Origin of the sequence: Phaeobacter sp. LSS9 (assembly GCF_003443595.1) — a bacterium.
GTDB classification, from domain to species: Bacteria; Pseudomonadota; Alphaproteobacteria; order Rhodobacterales; family Rhodobacteraceae; genus Phaeobacter; species Phaeobacter piscinae.
The window spans coordinates 1143692-1169202 of sequence record NZ_CP031956.1 but is presented as its reverse complement, the minus strand read 5'-3'; the positions used below and the strand labels follow the sequence as shown (position 1 = coordinate 1169202).

24 protein-coding genes are annotated in these 25511 nt (G+C 55.0%); 10 read left to right on the top strand and 14 right to left on the bottom strand.

Going from position 1 to position 25511, the window contains the following annotated elements; all coding sequences use genetic code 11:
- Positions 1-196 precede the first annotated feature (196 nt).
- Positions 197-841, bottom strand: coding sequence for a response regulator transcription factor (locus tag D1820_RS05575; protein ID WP_102896771.1), 645 nt, complete (start codon positions 839-841; stop codon positions 197-199).
- Between the two features lie 76 nt (positions 842-917).
- Positions 918-2351: a cache domain-containing protein gene (locus D1820_RS05570; protein ID WP_118068157.1), complete on the bottom strand. Its 1434-nt coding sequence runs from the start codon at positions 2349-2351 to the stop codon at positions 918-920.
- A 252-nt stretch (positions 2352-2603) separates the two neighbouring features.
- Between D1820_RS05570 and D1820_RS05565 the strand changes: the two genes are divergently transcribed.
- The 3 genes from D1820_RS05565 to D1820_RS05555 all read left to right on the top strand — a co-directional run bounded on the left by D1820_RS05565 (position 2604) and on the right by D1820_RS05555 (position 7168).
- Positions 2604-3686: a TRAP transporter substrate-binding protein gene (locus D1820_RS05565; RefSeq protein WP_102896772.1), complete on the top strand. Its 1083-nt coding sequence runs from the start codon at positions 2604-2606 to the stop codon at positions 3684-3686.
- 181 nt (positions 3687-3867) lie between these two features.
- The gene (locus D1820_RS05560) at positions 3868-4794 is read left to right on the top strand and encodes a TRAP transporter small permease subunit (RefSeq protein ID WP_096871608.1); all 927 of its coding nucleotides are present in this window, start codon (positions 3868-3870) and stop codon (positions 4792-4794) included.
- A 16-nt stretch (positions 4795-4810) separates the two neighbouring features.
- Entirely contained in the window at positions 4811-7168 is a 2358-nt protein-coding gene (locus D1820_RS05555; RefSeq protein WP_118068156.1) for a TRAP transporter large permease subunit, read from the top strand.
- A 150-nt stretch (positions 7169-7318) separates the two neighbouring features.
- Here D1820_RS05555 and D1820_RS05550 read toward each other — a convergent pair whose 3' ends face one another.
- The 4 genes from D1820_RS05550 to D1820_RS05535 all read right to left on the bottom strand — a co-directional run bounded on the left by D1820_RS05550 (position 7319) and on the right by D1820_RS05535 (position 9782).
- Complete coding sequence (locus D1820_RS05550) at positions 7319-7702, bottom strand: VOC family protein (protein WP_118068155.1); 384 nt, start codon at positions 7700-7702, stop codon at positions 7319-7321.
- A gap of 4 nt (positions 7703-7706) precedes the next feature.
- Positions 7707-8528, bottom strand: coding sequence for an arginyltransferase (locus D1820_RS05545; RefSeq protein ID WP_096873151.1), 822 nt, complete (start codon positions 8526-8528; stop codon positions 7707-7709).
- Positions 8529-8754: 226 nt separating this feature from the next.
- Positions 8755-9186: an RDD family protein gene (locus tag D1820_RS05540; RefSeq protein WP_118068154.1), complete on the bottom strand. Its 432-nt coding sequence runs from the start codon at positions 9184-9186 to the stop codon at positions 8755-8757.
- A 125-nt stretch (positions 9187-9311) separates the two neighbouring features.
- Positions 9312-9782: a DUF2852 domain-containing protein gene (locus D1820_RS05535; RefSeq protein ID WP_118068153.1), complete on the bottom strand. Its 471-nt coding sequence runs from the start codon at positions 9780-9782 to the stop codon at positions 9312-9314.
- 323 nt (positions 9783-10105) lie between these two features.
- Between D1820_RS05535 and D1820_RS05530 the strand changes: the two genes are divergently transcribed.
- Positions 10106-10681, top strand: a complete 576-nt coding sequence (locus D1820_RS05530) for an acyl-homoserine-lactone synthase (RefSeq protein ID WP_096706382.1) — start codon at positions 10106-10108, stop codon at positions 10679-10681.
- A gap of 500 nt (positions 10682-11181) precedes the next feature.
- On the opposite strand, the gene D1820_RS05525 is transcribed toward D1820_RS05530, so the two are convergent.
- The 3 genes from D1820_RS05525 to D1820_RS05515 all read right to left on the bottom strand — a co-directional run bounded on the left by D1820_RS05525 (position 11182) and on the right by D1820_RS05515 (position 12607).
- Positions 11182-11703: a GNAT family N-acetyltransferase gene (locus tag D1820_RS05525; RefSeq protein WP_118068152.1), complete on the bottom strand. Its 522-nt coding sequence runs from the start codon at positions 11701-11703 to the stop codon at positions 11182-11184.
- Positions 11704-11818: 115 nt separating this feature from the next.
- Entirely contained in the window at positions 11819-12325 is a 507-nt protein-coding gene (locus D1820_RS05520; protein ID WP_118068151.1) for a GNAT family N-acetyltransferase, read from the bottom strand.
- A gap of 24 nt (positions 12326-12349) precedes the next feature.
- Entirely contained in the window at positions 12350-12607 is a 258-nt protein-coding gene (locus D1820_RS05515; RefSeq protein WP_118068150.1) for a YjhX family toxin, read from the bottom strand.
- Between the two features lie 811 nt (positions 12608-13418).
- On the opposite strand from D1820_RS05515, the gene D1820_RS05510 reads away from it, so the two are divergent.
- The 3 genes from D1820_RS05510 (at position 13419) to D1820_RS05500 (ending at position 16018) form a co-directional block, all read left to right on the top strand.
- The gene (locus tag D1820_RS05510) at positions 13419-13955 is read left to right on the top strand and encodes a hypothetical protein (RefSeq protein ID WP_118068149.1); all 537 of its coding nucleotides are present in this window, start codon (positions 13419-13421) and stop codon (positions 13953-13955) included.
- Position 13956: 1 nt separating this feature from the next.
- Positions 13957-15060, top strand: coding sequence for a DUF262 domain-containing protein (locus D1820_RS05505; RefSeq protein ID WP_118068148.1), 1104 nt, complete (start codon positions 13957-13959; stop codon positions 15058-15060).
- 142 nt (positions 15061-15202) lie between these two features.
- Entirely contained in the window at positions 15203-16018 is an 816-nt protein-coding gene (locus tag D1820_RS05500; protein WP_162894075.1) for a hypothetical protein, read from the top strand.
- A gap of 1505 nt (positions 16019-17523) precedes the next feature.
- Here the strand turns inward: D1820_RS05500 and D1820_RS05495 are convergent.
- The 5 genes from D1820_RS05495 to D1820_RS05475 form a co-directional block, all read right to left on the bottom strand.
- Positions 17524-18171 (bottom strand): GntR family transcriptional regulator, encoded by a 648-nt coding sequence (locus D1820_RS05495; RefSeq protein ID WP_118068146.1) that lies wholly within the window; start codon positions 18169-18171, stop codon positions 17524-17526.
- A 54-nt stretch (positions 18172-18225) separates the two neighbouring features.
- Complete coding sequence (locus D1820_RS05490; RefSeq protein WP_118068145.1) at positions 18226-18651, bottom strand: universal stress protein; 426 nt, start codon at positions 18649-18651, stop codon at positions 18226-18228.
- The gene (locus D1820_RS05485) at positions 18644-21238 is read right to left on the bottom strand and encodes a TRAP transporter permease (RefSeq protein ID WP_118068144.1); all 2595 of its coding nucleotides are present in this window, start codon (positions 21236-21238) and stop codon (positions 18644-18646) included. Before D1820_RS05485 ends, D1820_RS05490 begins: the two co-directional genes overlap by 8 nt.
- 67 nt (positions 21239-21305) lie before the next feature.
- Entirely contained in the window at positions 21306-22286 is a 981-nt protein-coding gene (locus tag D1820_RS05480; RefSeq protein WP_118068143.1) for a TAXI family TRAP transporter solute-binding subunit, read from the bottom strand.
- A gap of 50 nt (positions 22287-22336) precedes the next feature.
- Positions 22337-22999 (bottom strand): GntR family transcriptional regulator, encoded by a 663-nt coding sequence (locus tag D1820_RS05475; RefSeq protein WP_118068142.1) that lies wholly within the window; start codon positions 22997-22999, stop codon positions 22337-22339.
- Between the two features lie 23 nt (positions 23000-23022).
- Between D1820_RS05475 and D1820_RS19075 the strand changes: the two genes are divergently transcribed.
- Genes D1820_RS19075 through proC form a run of 3 tightly spaced genes read left to right on the top strand, consistent with a single transcriptional unit; the run spans position 23023 to position 25493 of the window.
- A complete protein-coding gene (locus D1820_RS19075; protein WP_162894074.1) occupies positions 23023-23286 on the top strand; it encodes a hypothetical protein in 264 nt (87 codons plus the stop codon).
- Positions 23287-23293: 7 nt separating this feature from the next.
- On the top strand, positions 23294-24661 hold the full coding sequence (locus D1820_RS05470) for an FAD-binding oxidoreductase (RefSeq protein ID WP_118068141.1): 1368 nt from the start codon (positions 23294-23296) through the stop codon (positions 24659-24661).
- Positions 24648-25493: a pyrroline-5-carboxylate reductase gene (gene proC, locus D1820_RS05465; RefSeq protein WP_162894073.1), complete on the top strand. Its 846-nt coding sequence runs from the start codon at positions 24648-24650 to the stop codon at positions 25491-25493. Before D1820_RS05470 ends, proC begins: the two co-directional genes overlap by 14 nt.
- Positions 25494-25511: the final 18 nt, after the last annotated feature.

Sequence of the window (25511 nt, the reverse complement as noted above, 5' to 3'; positions counted from 1 at the left end):
TATTGCGGTTTTGGGTGGGGTGGATCGTGCCATTTCGGTCCTGATTTCCCTGTTTAGGGCAGGTCAGGCCTCGTGCATCAGAGGGTATCAGGCCTTTTTCTCCACCGATATGTCCGGCTCTGGACCTAATTTACCGGTATTGTTGCTGCATCGCAGCGGTGCGACAGCTCAGTATCCGACAATCCCGGCGGGCGGGTCAGAAACTGTGACCGGTGCCCTGTAACACGCCATGTTCCAACGCATAGCGGGTGAGCCCCGCAGTCGAGGATATGCCCAGTTTGCGTTTGATATTCTTGCGGTGGGTTTCCACGGTGCGCACGGAGATATCCAACGCCAAGGCCACATCCTTGTTGGATTTGCCCTGTGCCAGCTCCAGCAGGATGGTCTGCTCGCGCCCTGTGAGCGCCTCGCGGTTGGGATCATCCTTGGGCTTCAGGGAGCCTTCGGCACCGGTGCAGAGATAGGTCTCGCCGCGCATCACGGTGTCGATGGCCTGACGGATCTCCTCGGTCGGGACATCTTTCAGCACATAGCCCATGGCGCCATGAGCCAGCGCGCTGGAGATATATTCCGGGCTGTCGTGCATCGATAGGATCAGGATGCGGGTGGCAGGGCTTTGTTCGAGGATGATTTCCGTCGCACTTAACCCGCCAAGTTTGGGCATATTGAGATCCATCAGGATCACATCCGGTGTCAGCGCACGCGCCTCGGTCACGGCCTCTTCGCCATTGCTGGGACTGCCCACAACTTCGATGTCGTCATAGCTTTCAAGGATGGACTGGATGCCCTCGGCGACCATTGGGTGATCGTCGACGATCAGAACGCGAATGGTGTTTGGCATGATCGCCCCTCATGTGGCTTGCGCGGTTCCTGTGGCCCTATGCTGTGATGACAGATCGGGCAGGGCGCAATTTGGCTCAGGACACCCGTTTGGAGGTCGCATTGGCCGCGTCTCCGGGCGGCAGAAGATGGCTCAGCGGCAAGAGCACCTCAATCACCGTGCCGCTTTGCGTGCCCCGTGATGACAAAATCCTGAGGGTGCCGTCAAGCTGTTCGATCCGTTCCTGCATGTTGCGCAGCCCGATGCCCGGGCCACTGCGGTCCTGCACTGGTGGCAGGCCGCGGCCATTATCGGTGATCCGCATGGTGGCGCCACGGGCATGACCGCGCAGATCCATGCTGACTTCGGTGGCCTCGGCGTGGCGTTCGATATTGGTCAGCGCCTCCTGCGCAATACGGTAAAGCGCGATCTTGGCATCCGCATCCAGACGGTTGCGAAACACCACGGTGCTGAACCGGGTCTCAATGCCGGTGCGGGCGGCAAAGTCATCGGTCAGCGCCTTCAGCGCCGGGCCCAGACCCAGATCATCCAGCACACCGGGGCGCAGGTCGCGGCTGATGCGGCGGACCTCGGTAATTGCGGTGCCCAGATGTGAGATGCCCTTATTCAAGGGATCATCGACGTGGTCGAAATCGCCGCGTGACAGCCGCCTGCGAGCATTGTCCAAGGCGTAGCGCACCCCGACCAGAAGCTGGCTGATCCCGTCGTGCAGTTCGCGCGCGACGCGGCCGCGCTCTTCTTCCTGCGCGTCAAAAACCCGCTGAGTCAGCTCTTTCAGCTTGGCGTCGGCCAGCCGGCGTTCGCGGATATTCAGCACCATGCCAGAGGCAAAGACCAGACCCAGCGCAAAGAGGGTGATCCCCCCGATATAATAGAATGTGCGGCGAATGCGGGTCTCCACCTCGGCGCGGGAGGCCGCGACGGAGGCCAGAACATCGTCAATAAACACCCCGGTCCCGATCGCCCATCGCCAGTCCTGTAGTCCCAGCACATAGGCCACCATCTGCGCCTCTTCGCCGGTGGAGGGTTTTTCCCACATAAATGTGTGCCAGCCGGCCCCCTGACGGGCCAGGCGGATGAATTCATCCACCACGGGCGTGCCGCGACTGTCCGTAAGGCCGCGCCAATTCTTGTTGATAAACTCCGTCTGGCGCGGGCTGACCAGATTGGTGCCGTCGTAGTCATAGACAAAGAAGAACCCGTCCCGATCATAGATCATCGCGCTGAGGATCTGGGTCACCTGTTCCTTTGCGGCCTCGTCGTCTGGGGCGGCCAGCCCGTAGATATGCGAGAACCCATTCCGCGCCTGGGTCACATAGTTGCGCAGCTCGGCCATCTTGGCCTGCAACAGCTGCTGCTCCAGTGCCTTGATCTCCCGTTCGGCCAGTGCGCGCGATTGCACGGCGACAAGAACGGCAATGGCCGCCCCGGCGACAATGAGCGGTAAGGTGGCCAGCAGAGAGAGTTTCTGGGCGTAGTTCGGTCGCAGGAAATCGGGGATCAGACGCATGGTCGAATCGTTACGCAATCCGATTTGAGAATCAAAGCCCCCATTGGTGCGGTCACGGCACGAAAGTCCGACGCACCCCATGTGACCATCACGGCCTGCCCGGATTTTGGCCAAAAAATTTGGCCAAATTGCGGTTTTCTACGCAGTAGTAGGTATTCACATGACGCAGGGTGCGGCTAGGCTTGCCTCACTCGACAAGACCTGTTTCGGGCACAGACCCGGAGCAATCCAATTAAATGGGAGGAGAAACCTATGGATCGTCGTTCCTTTTTGAAGACATCCGCGCTGGGGGGCAGCGCCGCTGCAGCAACCACTCTGGCCGCACCAGCCTATGCACAGGGCAAACGCACCCTGACCATGGTCACCACATGGGGCCGTGGCCTTGCTGGTGTGCATGACTCGGCGCAGTATGTTGCCGATGCCATCACTGCCATGTCCGGTGGCGACCTGACCGTTGATGTCAAAGCCGCAGGCGAGCTGGTCGGCGCGTTCGAAGTGTTCGACGCCGTGACCGCAGGCCAGGCCGACATGTACCATGGTGCAGACTATTATTTCACCGGCCAGCACCCGGGTTATGCTTATTTCACCGCCGTGCCTTTTGGCATGACGCCGCAGGAACTGACCAACTGGTACTACCATGGCGACGGCCATGCGCTGCATGATGAACTGGGCCAGATCTTTGGTCTGAAGTCCTTCATCGGCGGCAACACCGGCCCGCAGGCCGGTGGCTGGTACAACAAGGAAATCAAGGGCCCTGAAGATTTCAATGGCCTGAAGTTCCGGATGCCGGGTCTGGGCGGCAAGGCTCTGGGTAAACTGGGCGCCTCCGTGCAGAACATCCCCGGTTCTGAGGTGTACCAAGCGCTGTCCTCCGGCGCGATTGACGGCACCGAGTGGATTGGCCCCTGGGCGGACGAAAAGGCCGGTTTCCAGGAAATCACCAAGACCTACTACACTGCGGGCTTCCATGAGCCGGGTGCCGCGCTGTCGGTTGCCACCAACCGCGATGTGTTCGATGGCCTGTCGCCTGCGCACCAGAAGATCATCGAGATGGCAGCGGCTGCTGGCCACCAGTGGAGCCTGGCTCAGTTCATGAACAACAACGGTGCAGCGCTGCAGCGCCTGCAATCCGGTGGCGTGAAGACCCTGGAATTCCCTGACAGCGTCTGGGATGCCTTCGGTGCCGCGACCAAGGAAACCCTGGACGAGTTCATGGGCGACGAACTGTTTGCGAAGATCCGCGGCAGCGTCGAAGAGTCCATGAAGGCCTCCTCCGGCTGGATTACCAAATCCGAAGGTGCCTATCGCGTTCAGCGCGACCGCGTTCTGGGCTAACCCTCTTCGAGTGGTTTCAATCGGATCCTCCGCAGCGGCGGGGGATCCTTTCGCAATTGCAGCCGGCAGGGGTGGTCGTGACCATCTATGCCCATCGGGTCCAATGATCCGTGCGCGCCAGATTTTATCCCAAAGATGACAATCAAAAGGCCTGCGCTGCACGCATTTATTCGAGGGAAAAATGCAGGACGAAAGTGGCGTTTCCTTTTTTGGAGCCTTACTGGGCGGCCTGATCTGGCTGGTCCAGAACATCGCGGGCGCCTTTTATAATTTCGGCTATGCCGTCGCCAACCCGCAGCTCTGGCTCGATTGGTCCGACAAGGCCTCCGTCATGCGGTTTGTCTACTATGGCGGGTCGGTTGAGTTCTTCTTTGTGGTGTTTACCGCGTTTCTGGTGCTGACGGCTGTCGGCATCTATCGGCATTCCATTATGTGGGGTGTCGTGCGCGGGCTGGAGGGCTTTGCCAACACGCTGGGTCGACTGTTTGCTTGGGCGGGCCTGCTGATGGTGCTGCAGCAGATCGTGATCGTATTCATGCAGCGGGTGTTTGCACGCCCGGACATGAGCTTTGGTCTGGGCATCGCGCTGGAAAAAGACATTAGCTGGTTTGCAGAAGAACTGAAGCTTTACAATGCTTTGGTCGTCTGCCTTTGCGTGACCTACACGTTTGTGCAGGGCGGCCATGTGCGGGTCGATCTGATCTATTCCGGTATCAGCTTCCGCGCCAAGCGGGTAGTGGACATGCTGGGATCGCTGATCTTCATGATGCCTGCCGCAGTGCTGACGTGGATGTATGGCTGGTTCTTCCTGTGGCGCCACCTGATTGTGCCCAAACCCTCCGCCTCTGACACTCTGGACCGGCTGGTGATGAAATCACGGGCCCTGCGCTGGAACGTTGAAACCATCGGCTTCAGCCCCAATGGGTTCAACGGGTATTTCCTGTTCAAGATCCTGCTGGTGGTCTTCGCCGGTATCGTCTTCCTGCATGCCATCGCGTTTTTCTACCGCTCCTTCCTTGAGTTTGTGGAAGGGCCCGGCAGCGAGAACAAACACCTCGACAAGGACAGCCTTGGTGAAGGTGAAGAAGCCTATGAAGGCGCGCATTAAATAAGGGACAGCCCCCATGCTATTCGGACTTGATGGCGTTGAAATCGGCCTGATCATTGTCTTCTTCTGCCTCTTTGGCGGTATTCTTTCCGGCTTTCCGGTGGCCTTTGCCATCGGCGGAGCCGGGGTCATCTCCTTTGGGATCATTGCGGCGCTCGACAGCGCCGGGATCCTTGTTCACCAGGCCATCGACACCTCGTCGCAGGTCTATCGGGATCTGGTGAATTCCGGCGTGAAGCCGGATGCTGTGTCGGTCTTCCGATACCCCGATCTGCCACGCGTCGCCGAGGCCGTCTTCCCGCAAGGCTGGGAAGTTGCGATGGACCGCAACGTCTCCTTTATTGTGAACCGGATGAACGAACGGGTTCTGGCGGGGGCGTCGATTGAGACCCTGCTGGCAGTTCTAATGTTTGTTCTGATGGGCATCACACTAGAACGTTCCAAGATCGCCAACGACCTTTTGACCACCATGGCGCGCGTCTTTGGCCCGCTGCCCGGCGGTCTGGCGGTGTCGATTGTCGTTGTGGGCGCCTTCCTCGCTGCCTCAACAGGGATCGTGGGCGCAACTGTTGTGACCATGGGCCTGCTGGCGCTGCCAACCATGTTGCGCAACAACTACTCGCCGGAACTGGCGACCGGTGTGATTGCGGCCTCTGGCACACTTGGCCAGATCATTCCGCCGTCCATCGTGATCGTTCTCTTGGGCACGCTGGCGGGGGATCTCTACTCCACCGCGCAGGAAGCCCGCGCGCAGGAATTTGGCTGCTCTGATGCGCTGACCTATCTGGGCGAGCCCGCGGTTGTGTCGGTTGGCACCCTGTTTCAGGCAGCCCTGTTGCCGGGCATCATGCTGGCGTTGCTCTATGCGCTTTATGCCTTTGGCTATGCACTGCTGAACCCGGAAAAAGCTCCTGCGGTGGTTCTGGAAGGCGGCACCGGTGAGCCGATCACCCGTGGCGAAGGCCTGACCTGGTTTCTTGGCGTGCCGGTTGCGTTGATTGCGGGTGCTATGCTGCTTGGCCAGATCAATCTGATCGGCAGCCAGAACGTCAATGTCTCTGCCTTCTCCGACGCAGGTCAGACCGCAGCACTGCGCACCAACGTTGGTGATGACTGTAAGGCCGCGATGATTGATCTGCATGGTCAGGAAGCCTGGGATGCAGCAGTGGTCGAACAGGACGCCATTGATGCGGCTGGCGGCGTGACCCAGGCAACCAAGCTGACAGAGGAAGAGCTGGAAGCTGCCAAGATCGCCAAGATTGACGCCGCAGCGCCGATTGGCACCGGTCTGACCGTGCTGATGGTTCTGATGGGGCTGGTTCTGACGGTGGGACGTGGTGTTTCGCCCTCGGCCGATCCTAAGCCGCTGATCCTTGGCGCAATTGGCGTTCTGCTGATCGCGTTGGTGGACGTTGTGGCGATTGCTCCGACCACCAGCCCGGGTGTCACCGTTGTGCTGATTGCGCTGCCGACGCTTCTGGCCCTTTACGGCTGCAGGGTCGCTGCGGGGCGCAGTGCCAAAAACGATCTGATCCGGGTGGTCTTTCCGCCGCTGATCCTGATTGTTGCGGTACTGGGGTCCATTCTGGGCGGTATCACCAACCCGACGCCGGCTGCGGCGCTGGGGGCCGGTGGCGCCATTATGCTGGCGGCCTACCGCAAGCTTCAGGATCAGGGCAAATCCGGAAAGATCATCATCTGGGCAACCTTTGCAGTGGCCATCTGTATTCTGGTTGGCGTGAATTTCGATCTGCGCATCAATGGTCAGAGCGGTGTGTCGGCCGAAACGGTCATCGCCTTTGGCGTGGCCTATGGCGCCTATCTCTTTGCGCTGTTTGGTCTGCTTTATGGGTGCTGGGTGTTGTTCAAGGGCGGCGTCCTTACACCTGTGGTGCGCGAAACCGCCAAGGTGACATCGATGGTGTTCACCATTCTGATCGGCTCGCAACTGTTGAACCTGGTGGTGATCTCCTTTGGCGGGGAGCATTATATCCAGCAGTTCCTCAAGAGCTTTGACAGTGAGCTGAAGGTTTTCCTCATTGTGATGGTGGTGCTGTTCATCCTGGGCTTCGTGCTCGACTTCCTTGAGATCATCTACATCGTGATCCCCATTGTGGGGCCGGTGATCTATGGCGGGTCGTTTGATCCGAAATGGGTGACCATCATGGTGGCGGTGAACCTGCAGACGTCGTTCCTGACGCCCCCCTTCGGATTTGCGCTCTTCTATCTGCGCGGGGTCGCACCGAAGGAGGTCACCACCGGCCATATCTACCGCGGGATCCTGCCATTTGTGCTGATCCAGGTGGTGGGTCTGGGCATCCTGTGGATGTTCCCATCGATTGTGACCATTGTTCCGGCGCTGATGCCGAACTGATCCTGCCTCAATCGTCACATCAAAGGGCCCTCCAGACGGAGGGCCCTTTTTCATGCCAAAGGGCGCGGTGCAGGGGCGCGGCCCCTCTGCGCCATGGGCTGGGCGCATTCACTCCGGGTATTTCAGGCCAGAAGATGGGCGCGCGTTTGCTCAGGTAAGCTGAAGCAGATCCCAGCGATTGCCGAAAGGATCGCGCCAGACTGCGACGGTGCCATAGGGTTCGTGGCGCGGTGCCTCCTCGAACCTGACCCCTGCGGCCAGCATGGCCGCGTGATCGCGGACGAAATCATCTGTGCTCAGGAACAATCCGACGCGCCCACCAAATTGGTTGCCAATAGCAGCCTGCTGCGCGGTGTTGTCTGCGCGTGCCAGAATGAGGCTGCCCGCGCTGGCGCCGGGCGGCAGGATCCGCACCCAGCGTTTGCGCCCCTGGTCAATGTCCTCGGCCAGTTGCCAGCCAAGCGTCCCGCAATAAAATGAAATCGCAGCATCGTAGTCGGGCACGACAAGGGTGACGGCGTGGAGGGTCTGCACTGGACTACCTGCTGTGGTTGCGCGAATCCGGCAGGTGGATATTGGCGACCTGTTCCGCAATCGGATCGGTCGACAGGGGATGTGCCGTGTCATCGAAAGCGTCGGGATCAGTCATCGGCTGCCAGGCCCCCCGGTGATAGACCTCAAGCCCGGTGAATTTTGCCTTGTAGCCCATCTTGGCGCTGCCCGGGACCCAATAGCCGAGGTAGACATATGGCAACCCGGCCTCACGTGCGATTTCGATATGATCTAGGATCATGAAGGTGCCGAGCGAATTCTGTGGCAAATCGGGTTGGTAGAAAGAATAGACCATGCTCAGCCCGTCTTCGAGAACATCGGTGAGCGATACAGCGGTGAGGGCATTGGTCTCACGGTCGTTGTATTCCACCACCCGGCTGCGGATCGGTGTTTCTTCGATCATGGCAGCGTATTCAAAGACATCCATATCAGCCATCCCGCCATCGGCATGGCGGCTGTCCAGATAGGTGCGAAACAGCGCGTATTGATCTTCTGTTGCCCAGGGCGAGGTGGCGCGCCGCTCCAGTCCGGAATTGCGCTTCAGAGTTCGTTTCTGCCCCCGGCTGGCCTTGAAGTCAGCGACATTGATCCGGGCCGACAGGCAGGCAGAGCAGTCCGAGCAGGAGGGCCGATAAAGCACATTCTGCGAGCGGCGAAAGCCCTGTTGTGACAGGCTGTTGTTCAACTGCTCAACCCCGTCGCCCTGAAGCGCAGTGAACAGCTTACGCTCCATCCGATCTGCCAGATAGGGGCAGGGCTGCGGCGCAGTCACGTAGAACTGTGGGGCAATCGGCAGAGTATGGCGCATCAGGCGGGTGGGTGTCCGTTTGGTCTTGGCGCAAAAGGCCCCGATGTCGCGCGGGCGCTGCAATGCGGGTGCGCTGACAGAACGGGGCACTCTGGCCACTAGGTTGATGTCGATGATAGCAACGCCGCCGCCATGCGCCAAGGGGCCAGTTCCGATTAAGGTTTACAGATTTTGGGATCTGTTCGACGCCCTATTCAGGGCTGCGTCTTGGGGCTTTGGTTGCGGATTATCTGCGCCGGTTCAGCATCACCGTGCCGAGCACCGTATCCGTCAGCCCCTGACCGCGCGCAGACATCAGCATCATCAGGATGGAGATCACCTGCAGCACAGGGAAGGCCATCGAGATCGAGTAGCCGGCGGTATGCAACAACGCGCCCTGACCATCAAGCTTGCGCCCTGAGAGGTCCCGCAACTCAATTCCCGCGATGACCATCCCCCAGGTGGCGGAGCCTGCGGCGATGGTGACCGCGCGGTAGATGAAGCCGATGACCAGATAGAGCAGAGGCCAGATGAACAGCCCGGTAAAGGCGGTGAAAACCACCGCGACACTGGCCAGAAGCGTGATCAAGACGCTGTCGATCAGCCAGGCGAACAGGCGCTTCGAGGCAACAAACTGGTAGAAATCGGCCTGATAGTCCGGGTCGGGCAGGGCGGTCATCACAGCCTCCTTCTGGCTTTCTCTCGGGGGGGTGGGGGATGGATCTGCGGCCTGCGAGAAACGGCAGCGGTTTTGGCAACGGTAGGTGCCCCGCCCCGGATGGGGCGAGGCTGGGGGGAGGGAGGTCAGTGACGCTTGTTGCGACGGGAGCTGCTATCGTCGTCATCTTCATCGTCGAGTTCGATAGCCTCATCATCGTTCTGCAGCGCGCGCTCATGCATGAACTCATCAAATTCGGATTTGTCCTTCGCGGCGCGCAGGCGCTGCAGGAAGGCCTCAAAATCATGCTGTTCCTGCTCCAGGCGCTGCAATGTATCGGCCTTGTAGGCGTCAAAGGCGCTGTTGCCAGACGGGGTCATCGCCGACATGCCATGGCGAGCCCAGGATTTACGACGAGTATTGCAGGATTTTGAAAACATACGCTTGCTCCAGATCATGTAAAACAAGAGGGCCAGGCCAACCGGCCAGAAAAACACGAAGCCAAGGACCATCGCTGCGATCCAGGCGCCTCTGCCCTTGCTGTCGAGCCAGGATTCACTGCGGGAAAACCAGCCCTGTTCGGACGGCTGCGGGGCGGTTGAGGTATAACTCGTCATCGGGGTCTCCAGGTTAACGTTGCAAGGTGCGGCGTCTATGTAAATGCGCTTCACATTATGGAATATCGGAGTCCCCGGACTTGGTTTCAAGGTTCGATGTAAATCTTTTTCACATAACGGGTGTTGTTTTGGCTTAAGGGTATGATTTTAATCTGAAATTTAGTTGTGTCTGTCGGTGAGAGAGAGGGTCATGGAAAAGCTTTCAGCACCAACGCTAGCCGTTGCCGTGCTTAGAGCATATAAGTCGCGAATAATCGACTAATTAGTCGCTGAATAGTTGTGCGCAACAGAGCTAATGTGCCGTTTTACACAAGGAACGGCAAATGCAGAACGTGTTGATTATTGATGACAAGAACATGGGACTTTATGGGGGGCTGCTCCATGAACAGTTCAGGAAACGCCATGCCTTGTTCGCCGAAGAGCTAAAGTGGGATGTGCCTAGATCGGCCCACATTGAGCGGGATCAGTACGACAGGGCAGAAACCGTCTATATACTCATTGAGGAGGCCGGTTGTCTCTCTGCATATGCACGTCTCTTGCCTACGACTGCACGAGTTAACTATGGTTCGACCAGCTTTAGCTATCTGGTGCGGGACGCTTGTTTAGGCAAGTTGCCGGGCATTCCGAGCGACATACTTGAAGGTCAAGATCCGCCGAGTTCGAGCGATGTCTGGGAAATGACAAGAGTGGAGGCCAAAGGGCGAAAGTCCCTTGTGTCTTTGTTCGACGCGGCAAATGCATTTTTGACCTCACAAGGGGCAAAACGGGCCATTACCTTCACCCGTCGGAGTTTCTCAGGGATACTGAACTCTCTCGGATACGAAACTGACATACTGGGCAGAGACGTCGACTACAGTGGTAAATCATACTGCTCGATGATGACTATTCTCGCCAAGTAGACGACTTTAGTTAGGCTAAAGGTTGGGTAGAGTGGGGTTGGGTCAACTGGCGCTCACTTTACCCATATAATGGCACCTATTGTGAGGAGTGAGTGAAAGGCCGCGGCCAGCCCAATCACGACATTCAGGCAGGGCGCAGCGCAGGGGCCGCTGCGAGCGCGAAAGGTCTCCTGAAAGCGGACCTTCAAGCCTGTACAATTGATCCAGGCGATACTGCGATCAGTGTAGACGTCAGCGACGCGTAGTTAGTGACCTTTGCAAAGTCTCGGGGTCTGGCAGTCGGGCGGCGATCCAATGCTGCATGAGCGATGGCAGGAACAGACCTTCGCCGCACGTGCAGCCGCTAACCATCATCGAACGAACGGGATGCGGACCTTGCAGTCATTCGCCGCGCGTGCAACATTGGTAGGACCGATTGGCCCCTCTTGCAGGGAACCAGACACTCGACTTGCAGTGCCGAATGTCTGGCTTTGGCTTTAGAGTTTAGGATGCGGGGGACTTTACCCGCGCCCTGACGTGTCCCACCAATGCGGTTGCATAAACTGTGGGATCGCCTTGGTCTTGCCGCTCAGCTTGTCGACCGTTCCGGCTGTCAGCTCAAGTGCCATCCATGCCACCGGTGCTGTCAGCAGATCCGGGTAGGGCGTCTGCTTGTCAGTTGGAGCAAAACCATACCGGGGGTAGAAGTCGGGGACCCCCAGCACGAACACAGCATCCGCTCCAATAGACTTCAGGTGTTCGATACTGGTTTCCATCAGCTCCTTGCCAACTCCATGGCCTTGATACACCGGCGACACGCCGCAAGGTGCGAGCAGGTAGCATTTAGTGTCCGGATGGTCCTGAAACACGAACGGTGTAAATAGCACGTTGCCTGCAACCTGCCCGTCCCGTTTGACACTGATCGAGATCGTTTCCGGGTGGCTGAGGAAGTCCTTGGCGAGTTGAGCCGTTACTTCGCCCTCTGCTTCTCCAAAGGCCAGTCTGTGAACTTCCAGGATGGCATCGATTTCTGCGTGGTTCATGGTTCTTTCCTATCTTTGGTTTATTTGCGCGCACCCATCTCCCCCGCAACACGGGAGGCTCTGTTTCAGGTTCGCGAAGCAAATTTGCGTTGTCTGATCTATTGAAAGCCCGGCTCTACACTTGTTCGCTCGGGTGGCCCCACATCAAAGGGGCTGCATACGGGCCGGTCACGCTGGATGTGGATTCTCCGATACCGTCCAGCGCTCCCGGGTTAAGTTCGCGTGCGAACCAGCACTCCAGCGGCGCCTGGGTTCTTACCGGCGGCAGGACCTTGTGGGGTGTGTTGTAGCGGTTTCCGTAGTGGAAAGGCTCTCCCATAACAAAAATCACATCCGCATTCAGCTGCTTTTCGGCCTCTTCCATCAGGCGCGTGGCATAGCCCCTTCTCTGATACTCCGGGAGCACTGCCAGCGGGGCGAGCACAAAGCATTTCAAGAGTGGTGCCTTGTCGATCGTGATCGGCGTATAGCAGGCGTGTGCAACACCTTCGTAAACGATGGAGAAGCTACCATCTGCGATCAGGTCGTCGGCAAGGCCAGCATACAATTTTGCGTGGCGTTCGTCGTAAAGGCCTCCGGCTGCAGCGAAAGCTTCATATTGGATTTGATAAGGCGTTTTCATGGAAAACCCTCCTTCTAGTTTGATTTAGCGTTGGTTCATTTGCGCGCGCACGGATTGGTTTCCCAAATGCGTGATGCGATAGGGGCCGCCGTTCTTCGACTTGATGAAGCGCTTGTCTTTCAGGCGCTTGAACACGTCCATCGTGCAGGCTGAGAAGACAAAGCCGTCACGTGTATAACACTGGACGGATTGCACTTTGCCGTTGTCGCCGCGTGCGAATTTAATCTCGCCGCCCAGGGCGAGTTCATGCAAAACACGCTGCTCGTGCTTTGAGATGTTCATTGGGATGTCTCGATATTATGAAAGCACATAAACAGGGTCACTCAGCATCGCGCGTGAGTGTGCCTATCTTTGCTGGTGTTCCTGAATTCGTTTCGCCAGGAACGGGCGTTAGGCCCGGGTCTCTTTCATAAAATCTCCATTGCTAGAAGCGACTCGCCTCAAGCGTTCTCCGTAGCTAGTCTTCGACTTTCGACACGTCAACTGGTTTGATGAAAAAAATGCGGACCGAACTAAGCAAACCTTCTCTGCAGGGCAGCACTTCGATCAAGATGGGCTGCAAGTGGCCGGCTGCATCTGCAGCATCCAAGTTGAGCATAGACGGCAGCTGTGGGCTCACTACCGACTTACGGCGTTGCAGCACCAAAGTTGCAGTAGATCCCGTACCTACGCCTATCATGGGATCACCGCAGCCAGCCCAATTCGGACATTCGCACGAGGCCTGCGACGCCCTCGCTGCAGACGCGAAGGATCCCGCCAGACTTCCCGAGAGCGGACCTTCAGGCTAGCTCAGCTGGCCAGGACGATGCTGCACCCCGCTCGAAGGTTAGAGATGCGCAGAAAGCGGGCTTCGCAAATTTGGCTTTAACAGAGTGCCAAAGTGACCTTGGAGTGACGGCCGCTTTAGCTGTATGGATCGCTTCGCAGTCTATGGAACTCCATTGACACAAAGTCTGGACAATACCAAAGTCCACTCTCGACCGTAGGGTGTAAACTGGTACGTCAGCAGGAATGATGCGAAAAGCCTTGAATCTCCTTTCTCAATAACTGAGCGCCAATTACTAAAAAATCTAATTTAAGGTTCTATCTATCGATGTCAAAGTATGAGAGAGCGAAGCATGAGTTTTTATTGGATCAAGCAATATACTTTATTGACAAGCCAGACCTTTATCTTTCTATAAAGAACAAGATGGCGTTAGCGCTTGGCCAACCGGGTTCTGCAATACGCATATGTGGAAGCGCGTATTGGGGTAAAAAGTATCGAGATGAGACGCCTTTCGAACCAGGAGTTTCAGACCTCGATATTGCTATCGTCAGCCCCCTACTGTTTTCTCAATGCATGACAGAAATTAGAGAGATATGTGCGGGATTTACAGATCTAACTCCCTTCCCGGTCAAAGGCTCTGAAAATACCTATGAGACCTTCAGGCAATATGCTGTAAAGAAGGGCATGTTGCGCGCAGATTTCTTACCCAATGTGCCAACCATGCAAAAATTGAAGAGAATTGCACATCATGTGTCTGGAGATTACCTAGAGCATTTCTCCAGGATCACCACGTGCATATATGACAGCGATGACGCTTTTGCACTTAAGCAAACCTTCGCTTTAGAAAAAATTGGAGGAAGTTAAAGTGTTACGCTATCATGTACGCTCAAGAGATCTGATCAACCTCGTGACAGAGGTCGAGGAAAAAAAGCTTATCATGAGCCCTTACTTTCAAAGGAACTTGGTCTGGCGAGAAGTCCATAAAAGGGATTTTGTGGAAACTATTTTACTGGGATTGCCTTTCCCTCAAATTTTCATCGCTCAAGGTGAGATTGATGTCGAGACCATGCGCAGTCAGGCTTGTATAGTGGATGGCCAGCAGCGGATGAACGCAATTACAGAATACGTCCGAGGTAACCTGTCCGTTCAAGGCAAGAAGTTTTCTGATTTACCCCCCGAAGCACGGGAGGACTTCCTTCGCTATCAAGTTCCCGTTATCGATCTAGAGATTAAGGCTAGCGACTCTCAAATAATTGATATTTTTCAGCGACTAAATCGAACTTTTTATGCACTTTCTGCGATTGAGAAGATGTCGACAGAATTTGCTACTGTCGACTTAATGCTCATTGCCAAATTTGCGTGTGGTCTACTCGAGATTGACCCAGGCAATCAGGAAGACGATGAGGATCCATTAGGCACATACCCGCTTCAACCACCTGAATTCATTGATTGGGCACGGGGAAAGAAAGTTGATAGCTTTCAGGCGCTAGTCTTGAAAAAAGATATATTTACTGCCCAGGAACTTGCCCGAGTGGTTCACTTGATGTACACTCTAAATTTGCTTTCGACTATTGCGTCTGGATTTTTCACCAGAAACGACCGAACGCGAGAGTTTCTAGAGGCAGGGGATAGCAATTTCGCCAAACGAGATGAGCTAGTCAGTCGCCTCGATAGAGCAAGTAAGTTCATATTGAGTCTTGAAATCCCTAGCGACTCAATGTGGTGGAATAAGTCAAATTCATTTTCCTTGATGGTAATTTGCGCCTGGCATATTTTTGAACTGGAAGATCGAAACCCGCTTGATGTCGCAGAAAAATTAGTTGAGTTCTCGCAAAATTTACCTGACGAGTACGCGCTGTCTGCGCGCGAAGGGGTGAATAATAGGAAGCAAAGAATTGACCGACACAAGGCTATCTCAAGAATTCTTGAGCTGCCAGACGGTGAGCGCCCGATTAACGAATTCAACTGAAAAACGGCACCAAAAACTCTTGAAGAAAATCTCCTAGTTCGTTTTTTTAGGGGATAGCTCAACAAAGTTAAGGCCACGCATTTTCAGGGGGGGGGCGGAGAACCGCGCGGCTCATTGCTCAATGTCGGCAATGGGCTGGCTGATGTCATCTGGCAGCGATGACGAGGTGCGGCATCCCCGCAACCCGGTGCCGCGGGCGCCGCAAGGCCGCTACGAGCCCAAAGTAGCGAATGCTGCGCTAACGACGAATGGCCGCTCTGGCGCATTCGACATAACCGAAGTTTCGAGATATCCAGTTCGAATGCTAGTCGAAGAAAACATGTTGAAGGAGTATCGGGGCGATGACGGCCTGTGCCGTTTGAAACCAGACTATGGTGGTCCATACCGATATGCGGATTATCCGAAACTGCTGGCAACGCTTACTGAGGCGGCAAAGCGACCAAACTTGATGCGGGATGGTCGCCTCAAGACTGTGTTCACTTGGAACTATTTCGACGAGCTGTCAGACAGTGTCGATCATGGCGTCGTCGCAATGCTGGCGTTCACGGACGTTGTGCCAGTACTGCCAATCACAAGGAATTGGATGGCGTTCCAACACCAAGGTGCCGGATACGCATGTCGCCAAGTCACTGTCATTAGCACGGTGATTGAGCCGAAACCGGCAATCAAATCAGCACTCACAGAAATTGCGCGAAGTAACTACTACGCTCTCGGAGGCCGGTTCGAAGGCCCAGAAACCGACCCAGAGACAACCGAGAGATACATAGCCGATATTGAGAATCTTGGCCTTACCTGCGGCGATCAGGAGCTCAGTGAGCTCTGTGAAAGCGTCTACCCTGTGGACGCAAACCCAAGTTCCATGAATATCTGTTTCGAGGATATTGGAGACTTGATCTACCTCACGGAAGACGAGCGTGCTAAACCGCTGGTCTTGTTCTTGTCGTCAAATTCAGACTGACCCATCCACAACGCTCAAGCCTGAGCAAGTTTCTCGTCAGTATCGGCTGTTTTTGGTCGGGTATTTATGGCGGGGATTAAATGCGGACTTTAGTGCTGACGCAACGAAAGGTAGCTCTGTCCCGATCTTCCCGGTTCAGCTATTCGCCCCAAAGTTCTGCTTCGCACCAGGCAGATTGAACCGCTGTGTCCTTAATGCGCTGGCTGATGCTTTGCAGCTGGCGCACATAATGAGGGCCCTTACGTTAAGTTTCTAACCGCCACGTGGTCCACCGAACTTGGAACTAGCGCACCATCGGAAGGGTCAGTTCCTAGAACGGGATTAGCTATATAAAATCAAATAGATGATCAAACACAACTGTCTTATCCACAGCCCTTAACCTGGAACTGGTTCTGACGGACTTGCACACTTCGCCGAAGTTCTTCGCAAGAGCAGTATTGCAGCCCCATGTTAGGAGACACTTGATATTGCAGTAACCGGAAGAAACCGGAGGAAGCCGGACGAACCCGGATGACGCATAGAAAATTGGGTTTTCAAGAGGGTTTTAAAGGCTCGGGCCAAAATGGCGCTTGTCTTGCACAACTTGAAAATCGGGCGAATTTGGGGCTGATGTCGAAAATTGAGACAGTTCAAGCTTCAAATTATCCGGGGCTACCTGCCTCTATGCTGCCCAGGCCCCCCATCGTAGCGCACAGCCGCGCCCACCTGCCCTGTCGGCCTTTATTGTAAGGCTGTGAGGGCACAGCTCCCCAACCAAAGCGGCGCCACCACAGCAGCGCCGTAAAAACCCAATAAGGGCACTTATGTTAAGTTTCCAACCGCTAAGTTGGTTCGCCGAACTTGGAATTAGCGCACTATCGGAAGGGCCAGCTCCTAGAACGCGATTAGTTACATAAAATCAAATAGATGACCGAATACGACTATCTTATTCAACGCCCTTAACTTGGAACTGATTCTGACGGACTTGCACACTTCGCCAAAGTTCTTCGCAAGCGCAGTTTTGTAGCCCCAACGTCAGCACTGCGCAGATAGCGACCTTTGCAAAGTCGGTGGATCTGGTGCCATGACGAGCGATCAATGCCGCAGCCGCACGAGGAAAAGCTGACCTTCGCCGCGAGTGCAGCCGCCAACCATCATCGAATGGAAGGGGGCGGGACAAACCCGCCGTTCCACCTCTGCCTCCGTATGTCCGGTCCCTAGCACAAAGCAGACATGCCAGATATCTACGTCAGACGGATTTCGGGCATTCGTTGCGATCTGCATTAATGGCAGGGAGGTCCAGAAACCTTCGTTCAAAACGATTTTCCACCAGCGTTGTAATAGGCTGGGATCAGCCAAATTCGACTTAGGTTATAATCAAAGCTCCGCTGCGTGCGGCACCGATGCAGGATATCCTTGGCGGGTGCGCAATAGAAAATGCTATTTCCAAGATACATTCTCGACATAAACAAGCGTTATTAATACATCGGCCGGGTCATCAAACCGTCGACAAACCGTCGACGGTTTCATTTCCGCCTTAGATACGCAGCAGCGACCTTCTTCGTCGTCACAATATGTTTGCGCATTAAAGCTGCCGCCTCTTTCGCATTACCTTCTTTACACGCTGCCAAGATAGCCAAATGTTCTTGATGAGGGCGTTCGATGCCTGATGCCACCGAAACGAGTTTGTTGGAATAAGGCCCCAGTCGGGCTCTCAAGTCCGAGATCATGCGCAATAAGTGATCGTTGTGGCATGGTTCGTAGATGCATTGGTGGAATGCGATGTTGTGTTCGCTCCATGCTTTGGGATCAGTCTGGGTTGCATAGGATTGCAAAATCCCCTCAGCCCTCGCGAAATCGGCGAAGATCATGTTAGGAACGGCCAATTCAACGGCAAGACATTCAAGTGCAACACGAATATCAATGAGATCCAGAATTTCCTCGTCTGAAACTTCACGCACAATGGCACCGCGGTTTTTACGAAACTCGACAAAACGCTCTGCCTCGAGCTTCAGAAGTGCTTCGCGCACCGGCACTTTGCTGACTCCAAATCGTTTTGCCAGTTCAGGTTGCCTTAGCGCCAAACCGGGAGTGAGCAGACCTGTTGTGATCTCTTCCTTGAGCCGGTCGTAGATGGGTTGGCTGGAACTTTTACTGTTTGAAATGTCGGTCATAGCTAAGCTATAGCCCAGCTTTTCTGACTGCAAAAGCTCTCAGCCGATGGGCACTCACTCACGCACAACCATGACGGAACACTTCGCATGTCGCACTACGCGTGCGGCATTGGGACCGAGCAAATAATCACTCAGCTCTGGACGGTGCGAGGCCATGACAATCAGGTCGGATTCGACACGTTCTGATATGTTCAGAATCTGATCATAGATCGAGCCTTCAGCGACCACATGATGCAAAGTGATGTCTTCCACATTTTGAGCCTTTGAATACTCATGCAGTCGGTCCATCGCGGCCTTGGTCACTTTTTTCTGAAAGCCATCCGGGAAAAATGTTGACGCCAGCGTACCCACCGGAACCACCACATTCAGGAAATGCAGCGTGGCCCCGTAGTCCCGCGCGATTTGAGCGGCGGTTTTCACCGCCTTCTCACTCGCTTCAGGTTGATCAAGGTCGATCGGAACAAGGATGTGATTATACATTTTGTGCTTCTCCTTGATTACGGCGACGCGATATCTGGAACAGCATCAGCAATGCCAGCGCGCCAAAGGCCGGAATATAGAACCATTCCTTGGCCAGGCGGGTGTTTGGCTGGTTCAGTTCCAGAACCTCCCAGTCAAAGTCCACACCCCACTTCTGGGCCGGGCTGTTGAAGCCCACATTGTCGACAAACACACCCTCTGGATCGATCCGCATGGTAATACCGGTGGCGGTCTGCAGGCGGTCTTCACCAGACTCTCCGGTTTTACCCAATGGAATGGCCACCTTCCGTTCGACGATGTCACCCGAGAAGTTCTCACCCCGCATATACATTTGGATCTGCGCATCATCCTCGGCCCTTTCGACGATCTCATAGATCGACTTTGGGTCAACCGCTGTGAACGGCGGTTGCACCATGTCGAGCCAGAAGGCCGGACGTAGCAGGGAGAGCGCGATGACAATCAACAAGGCGCTTTCGAGTTTGAAACTTCGCACCAGGAAATAACCCTGCGTTGCCGCCGCAAAGGCGCACATCGCAATCGTCGATGAGACAATGATCAGGGCGGCACTCCACCAGTTTTCAACGCCGATCAAAAGCATCTCTGGGTTGAAGACAAAGATGAACGGCAGGATGGCTGTCCGCAGCGAGTAGTAAAACGCCTGAATACAGGTTTTCATCGGGTCAGAGCGCGCCACCGCAGCCCCCGCGAAACTATCGACGGCCACAGGGGGGGTCGTGCCAGACATAAGGCCGAAGTAGAACACAAAGAGGTGCACGGCAAAGAGCGGGATCACCAGACCGTTTTGAGCGGCCAAGGTCACTAGAGGCTGAGCCATGACGCTTGCCACAACGATATAGTTCGCGGTGGTCGGCAGGCCCATGCCCAGAATGATACACATGATGGCTGTAAACAGTAGCATGATCATCACGTTGCCTCCTGCGACCGCATTGATGATTTCTGTCATCAAGAGGCCAAGACCTGTCAGGGACACCACGCCAACGATGATACCAGCCGCGCCCATGGCAACGGCAATGCCCACCATGTTACGAGAGCCTGCAATGAAGCCTTCGATGAGGTCAGCAAAGCCTTCTTTCATCTCAGCTCCAAAGCCAGATGACTTTTGACCACGGAAGTAAGACAGGATTGCTTTCTGGGTCAGCATGATGATGACCATCACAACAATCGCCCAGGAGACCGCAAGGCCGGGTGATAGGCGCATGATCATCAGGCACCAGATCAGAACACCGATTGGCAGCGCAAAGTGCAGGCCCGCCATCAGGGTTGGCTTCAATTGAGGAATTTCGACGAGCGGCGCGTTTGGATCGTCGATTTCAAGCTCTGGGTAGCGCGCAGCAATTTTCAGGAGCCAGATGTAAAGAACAGCCATGATCACGCCGGCAATCGGAGTGGCCCAGCTGTCCGCAACTATGCCTAGGCCTGTTGCCACGACATAGACGATACCGCTCACCAATGCGACGGAGCCGAATCCGAAGAGGAAGCTCCAGATTTTCTGCAACATGGAGGACTCGCGCACTTTTGCAAGCATTGGCATATTCGCCTTAACCGCTTCCAAATGCACGATGTAGAACAGGCCGACATAGCTGACGATGGCCGGCACAAAGGCGTGCACGACGACTTCGAAGTAGGTGATGCCCACAAATTCGGTCATCAAGAAGGCCGCAGCCCCCATCACAGGTGGCATGATCTGACCGTTGATGGATGAGGACACTTCAATCGCCCCGGCTTTTTCACCGGAGAACCCGATCCGTTTCATCAGCGGAATGGTGAAGGTGCCAGTGGTCACAACGTTTGCTATCGCCGAGCCTGAAATCAGACCGGTTAGGCCAGAAGACACAACAGCCGCTTTCGCCGGTCCGCCGCGCAGGTGGCCGAGCATGGAAAACGACAGTTTGATAAAGAAGTTCCCAGCGCCGCCTTTATCCAGCAGCGCCCCGAACAGAACGAACAGGAAGATAAAGCTGTTTGAAACCCCAAGCGGTAGGCCAAAGACACCTTCGGTGGTGAGGAACATATGGTCGACATAGCGGTTCAGGCTGAACCCTCGGTGCGAGATCAGTTCGGGCAACATCGGACCGACAAAGACGTAGATCGAGAACACCGTCGCCACAATTACAAGCGAGATACCAAGCACCCGCCGGGTGATCTCCATAACCAAGATCATGCCTGCAATGGAAACAAAGGTTTCTGCCGAAGTGCGAATACCGCCAGCATTGTTAACCACGTCGCGATAGAAGACCAAAATATAGAGAGAGCAACAAGCCGCCAGAATGCCAAAAATCCAGTCATAGGCTGGAATGTAGGACCGTGGTGCATTCACATAGGCTGGGAAGGTCATAAAGCCCAAGAACAGCGCAAAGGCCAGGTGAATGGCCCGTTGTTGGCTATCGTCAATCAGACCAAAGCCTGTCACGAAAGGAAGCGGAGACGCCATATAAAGCTGGTATAGCGGCCAAAGCAGCGCCACACCCAGCACGATTTTCTTTGCAAGACCCGAAGGATCACGCGCGCCGGTGTCATTCTCGGCAATCAGATCGTCCAGTTCTTCTTGATGAGTCTTGTCGGTCATCTTCACTCCCGAAAGTTAGATGCACATCGGCGGCCGCATCACTGCGACCGCCGAATATTTGTTTCGATTACTTGATCAGGCCAACTTCGCGGAAGTAGCGCTCTGCACCTGGGTGGTAAGGCACGGAACGCCCGTTCACAGAAGACCCTTCACGACTGATGTGGGTGTAAAGTGTCGACTGCGCTTTGAAGTCTTCGAAGTTGTCAAACACAGATTTCACCATATTGTAGACCACCTCTTCGTCCGCTGCTGCGGTTGCAACCAGGGTTGCAGAGAGACCCCAAGTTGTGACTTCCTCATCCTGGCCACGATAAGTGCCTGCTGGGATGATGGATTTTGCATAATATGGGAATTCTCCGATCATGCCGTCAATGGTGTCGTCGCTCCAGTTCACAATCGCCGCGTCACAGGTATTGGTCGCTTCGGTGATCGAAGACGCTGTGATGCCGGTTGTGTAGAAGAAGGCGTCGATCTTGCCGTCACACAGCGCCTGTGCCTGCTCGCGAGATGTCAGGCGTGTTGCCTGGCCAAAGTAGTCCTCTGGTGTTTCGTCATAGCGAGACAGCGCAAAGGTCATGGTCGCTTCTGTACCGGAACCGGCGTTACCGATGTTTACAGTTTTACCCTTCAGATCAGGGAAGTCCTTGGTGCCTGCATCTGCGCGGGACACAAGGTGCGCTGTATCCATGTGCAGAGAGAAGAGGAAGCGCAGATCTTCATTGGCACCCGCTTCTTCAAATTTGGAAGTGCCGTTGAAGGAGTGATATTGCCAGTCAGACTGTACAATCGCCACATCCAGTTCACCCGCTTGGATAGAGCGCAGGTTCGCAACAGAGCCGCCAGTGGATTCAACAGTACAACGGACGTTGTGACCCTGTGATTTACGGCTTTTGTTCAGCACGTTACAGATGAAGCCACCGGTTGGGTAATAACCGCCGCCGATACCGGCTGTGCCAATATTGACGAATTTGCGATCCTGCGCAGATGCACCGGCTGCCATGGACAGCGCTACACCGGTCATCAGTGCGATTTTTGTCAGTTTACTCATGTCAAACTCCCTTTGGTCGTATGAGTGATTAAGATTGGTTAGGTTTTGGATTAACGGGACGGTCGCCTGCGCATGAACGCGGCCACTTCTTTTTTTGTTTCTTCAATATGTTTGCGGGCGAGCAAGGCTGCTTCTTTGGCGTCGCCGCGCAGGCAGGCCTCCACGATCTGCACGTGATCCTTGCGAGGTCGCTCCATGCCGCTGGCTTCGGTCACAATCAAGCGTAGGAAGGGGCCAATTTTAAGCTGGATATCTTCCAGCATCAGCATCAATTGCGCGTTGCCGCAGGGCTCACACAGCATCCGGTGAAACTGTAAGTTGATTTGGCTCCAGGCCGGAATGTCGGGCGCTTCAGAATAAGCTGCCAGATTTGCCTTGAGTGCGGACAGGTCCGTCTCAATCATATTTGGCACGGCATTTTCTACCGCCTGACCTTCAAGGGCTGCTCTTATATCCAAGAGATCGAGCACTTCAGAAGCAGATACCTCACGAACAAAAGCGCCTTTGTTTGGGAGTAACAGAACAAAGCCTTCGGCCTCGAGCTTTTGCAAGGCCTCGCGCACAGGCACCTTGCTAACACCGAATTGCTTGGCGATTTCGATTTGCCGCAGGGCACTACCTGCGGGCAATTCAGATGCAAGAATAGCCGCCTTCAACGCCTGATAAATCGGTGCGGCCGCTCTTTGTGCAACGCTTTGCAAATCTTCTGTCATCTTCCCTCCAATGGATTCTCTTGTTGCAAAACGTATACCATTTTGTCAACAAGGGATACGAAAAGGGGCGGGTAGAAAGAAAAATCCGCGCATTGCAGCTCAATGTTGGTGAAGAAATGAACAGAGTTATCAAGACGTTCGAGATTTTTGATGAAAGTGGGCCGCACTTCAAAATGCTTCGACTCACTTTTTGGACATCATCTGTTTGGGCATTAATTTTATGCTTGGCGCAGACACCAACCGCAAAAATGCACCCTCATAGAATCGCTAAACCAGAAAATCGGTAATCGACACATGTCACCACAATCCAAATTCGATGTTGCGATCATAGGCACCGGGATCATCGGTATCTCCACCGCCTATTACTTGGCAAAGAACCACGGCATCACAAACATTGCCCTGTTAGACCGCGGCCAACCCATGGAGTTCACATCTGCGCAATCCGGCGAGAACTACCGTAACTGGTGGCCCCATCCAGAGATGGTCGATTTCACCAACCGTTCTATCGATTTGCTGGAAGGTGTGGCGCGCGACAGCGGCAATCGCATCAATATGAACCGCCGAGGCTATACGCTGATCACGCGAAGCACAGATATCGATGAGCTGGTATCTCAGCTCCACGATGGTCTCGGAGAATCTGCCAATACGCTTCTGCGCTATCACACGGATGCAGAGGCACCCACCTATCACCGCCCGATCAAACCGGATTGGGAGGGCGTTCCAGATGGCGTTGATATTCTGCAGAACCAAGATCTGATCCGTGCGACATTCCCATCTTATGCCCATGACGTTCAGGCCATTGTCCACATCCGCCGTGGTGGCGATATAAGTGGTCAGCAGCTCGGCATGTATATGCTTGAATATCTCAAAGAAGTTGGCGTTGTTCGCATCATCGGTTCTGTTGATCAGATTGATCAGACGGATAGCTATGCAATTGAGCTAAGTGGCGGAAACACGAAAACAGTCCATGCAGACAAAATTGTGAATGCGGCCGGGCCATTTGCGAAAGAGGTCGCTGAAATGCTTGGTGTGTCTCTGCCAGTTCACTGCACATTCCAACAAAAGATCGCATTTGCCGACCGCGAAAAAGCGATCCCGCGCGATATGCCGTTTTCCATCGATCTCGATGGTCAGAATATCGACTGGACCGAAGAAGAACGCGAAATGCTGCTTGGAGAGCCAGGGTATCGCTGGTTGGCCGAAGCCATGCCCGGATGCATCCATTGCCGCCCCGATGGTGGAGACGGTGGCACCTGGCTCAAGCTCGGCTGGGCCTTTAACGAAGAACCAACCCGGGCAAGTTGGCAACCTGAGTTGATGGACAACTTCCCAGAGATCGTCCTGCGAGGTGCGGCGCGTTTGAACCCATCGCTCAAGGCCTATTACGACAACTTGCCTCGCACCATGCATCACTATGGTGGCTATTACACTATGACCGAAGAGAACTGGCCTTTGATCGGACCAATGGGTCCAAAGGGTGCCTTTATGAACGCAGCCCTATCAGGCTATGGCACAATGGCGGCAACCGGCTCCGGCGAATTGACTGCAGCGTGGGTCGCCGACGGTGAACTTCCGGCCTATGCCCAGAAGTTCTCATTGGAACGCTATGACGACGAGGTGTTCATGACGAAACTTCGCGCCAGCAACCGTGGCATTCTCTGAGGGTGAGCTCATGAAAACCATTATGCTTATAGGTGCCGGTCGCATGGGGAGCGCCATGCTCAGCGGCTGGCTGACCGAATTGAAAATGCCGGTGAATCTGATTGCGATTGATCCGCATATTGAACCCACTTTGGAAGACCTGGTGGAAACGCCACTGCCCGGCAAAACCTACTCGTATTATAAAGAGGCCAGCGTCATTCCCGCTGACGTCACCGCGGACGCCGTTGTCTTTGCAACTAAGCCCCAGATGGTGGTCGACGCAATCCAGTCCGTTCAAGCCCATATCGGTCCGCAAACAGTTTTGGCTTCTGTGGCCGCAGGCGTATCCACTGAAACCATTGAAGGCGCGCTGCCAAGTGATCTTGCTGCAGTGCGCATCATGCCAAACATTGGGGCCATGGTCGGACATGCGGTCAGCGCGGGCTATGCGAGTCCAAGCGTCTCATCAGATCAGAAAGCGCTGATTGAGACGCTCTTTGCCTCAATCGGCGTCTTCACCTGGCTTGATCGCGAAGATGATATGCATACTGTCACGGCCCTCTCGGGCAGTGGGCCGGCTTATTATTTCGCGCTCTGCGAAGCCATGATCGAAGCGGCGAAAGACATGGGGCTTTCCGCTGTTGCCGCCCGCGATCTTGCGATTGGCACGGTGATTGCGGCAGGACGTCTGCTGGAGCAGACCTCTGACCCAACCCATTTGCGTGAAACCGTGACGAGTCCAAATGGCACGACACACGCGGGTCTTCAGGCGATGACCCGTGACGATACCTTGAAAACCCTCGCTGCTGACACGTTGAAAGCAGCACATCAAAGATCAATCGAGCTCGCCTGACGGCGGCAGTGTAATCCA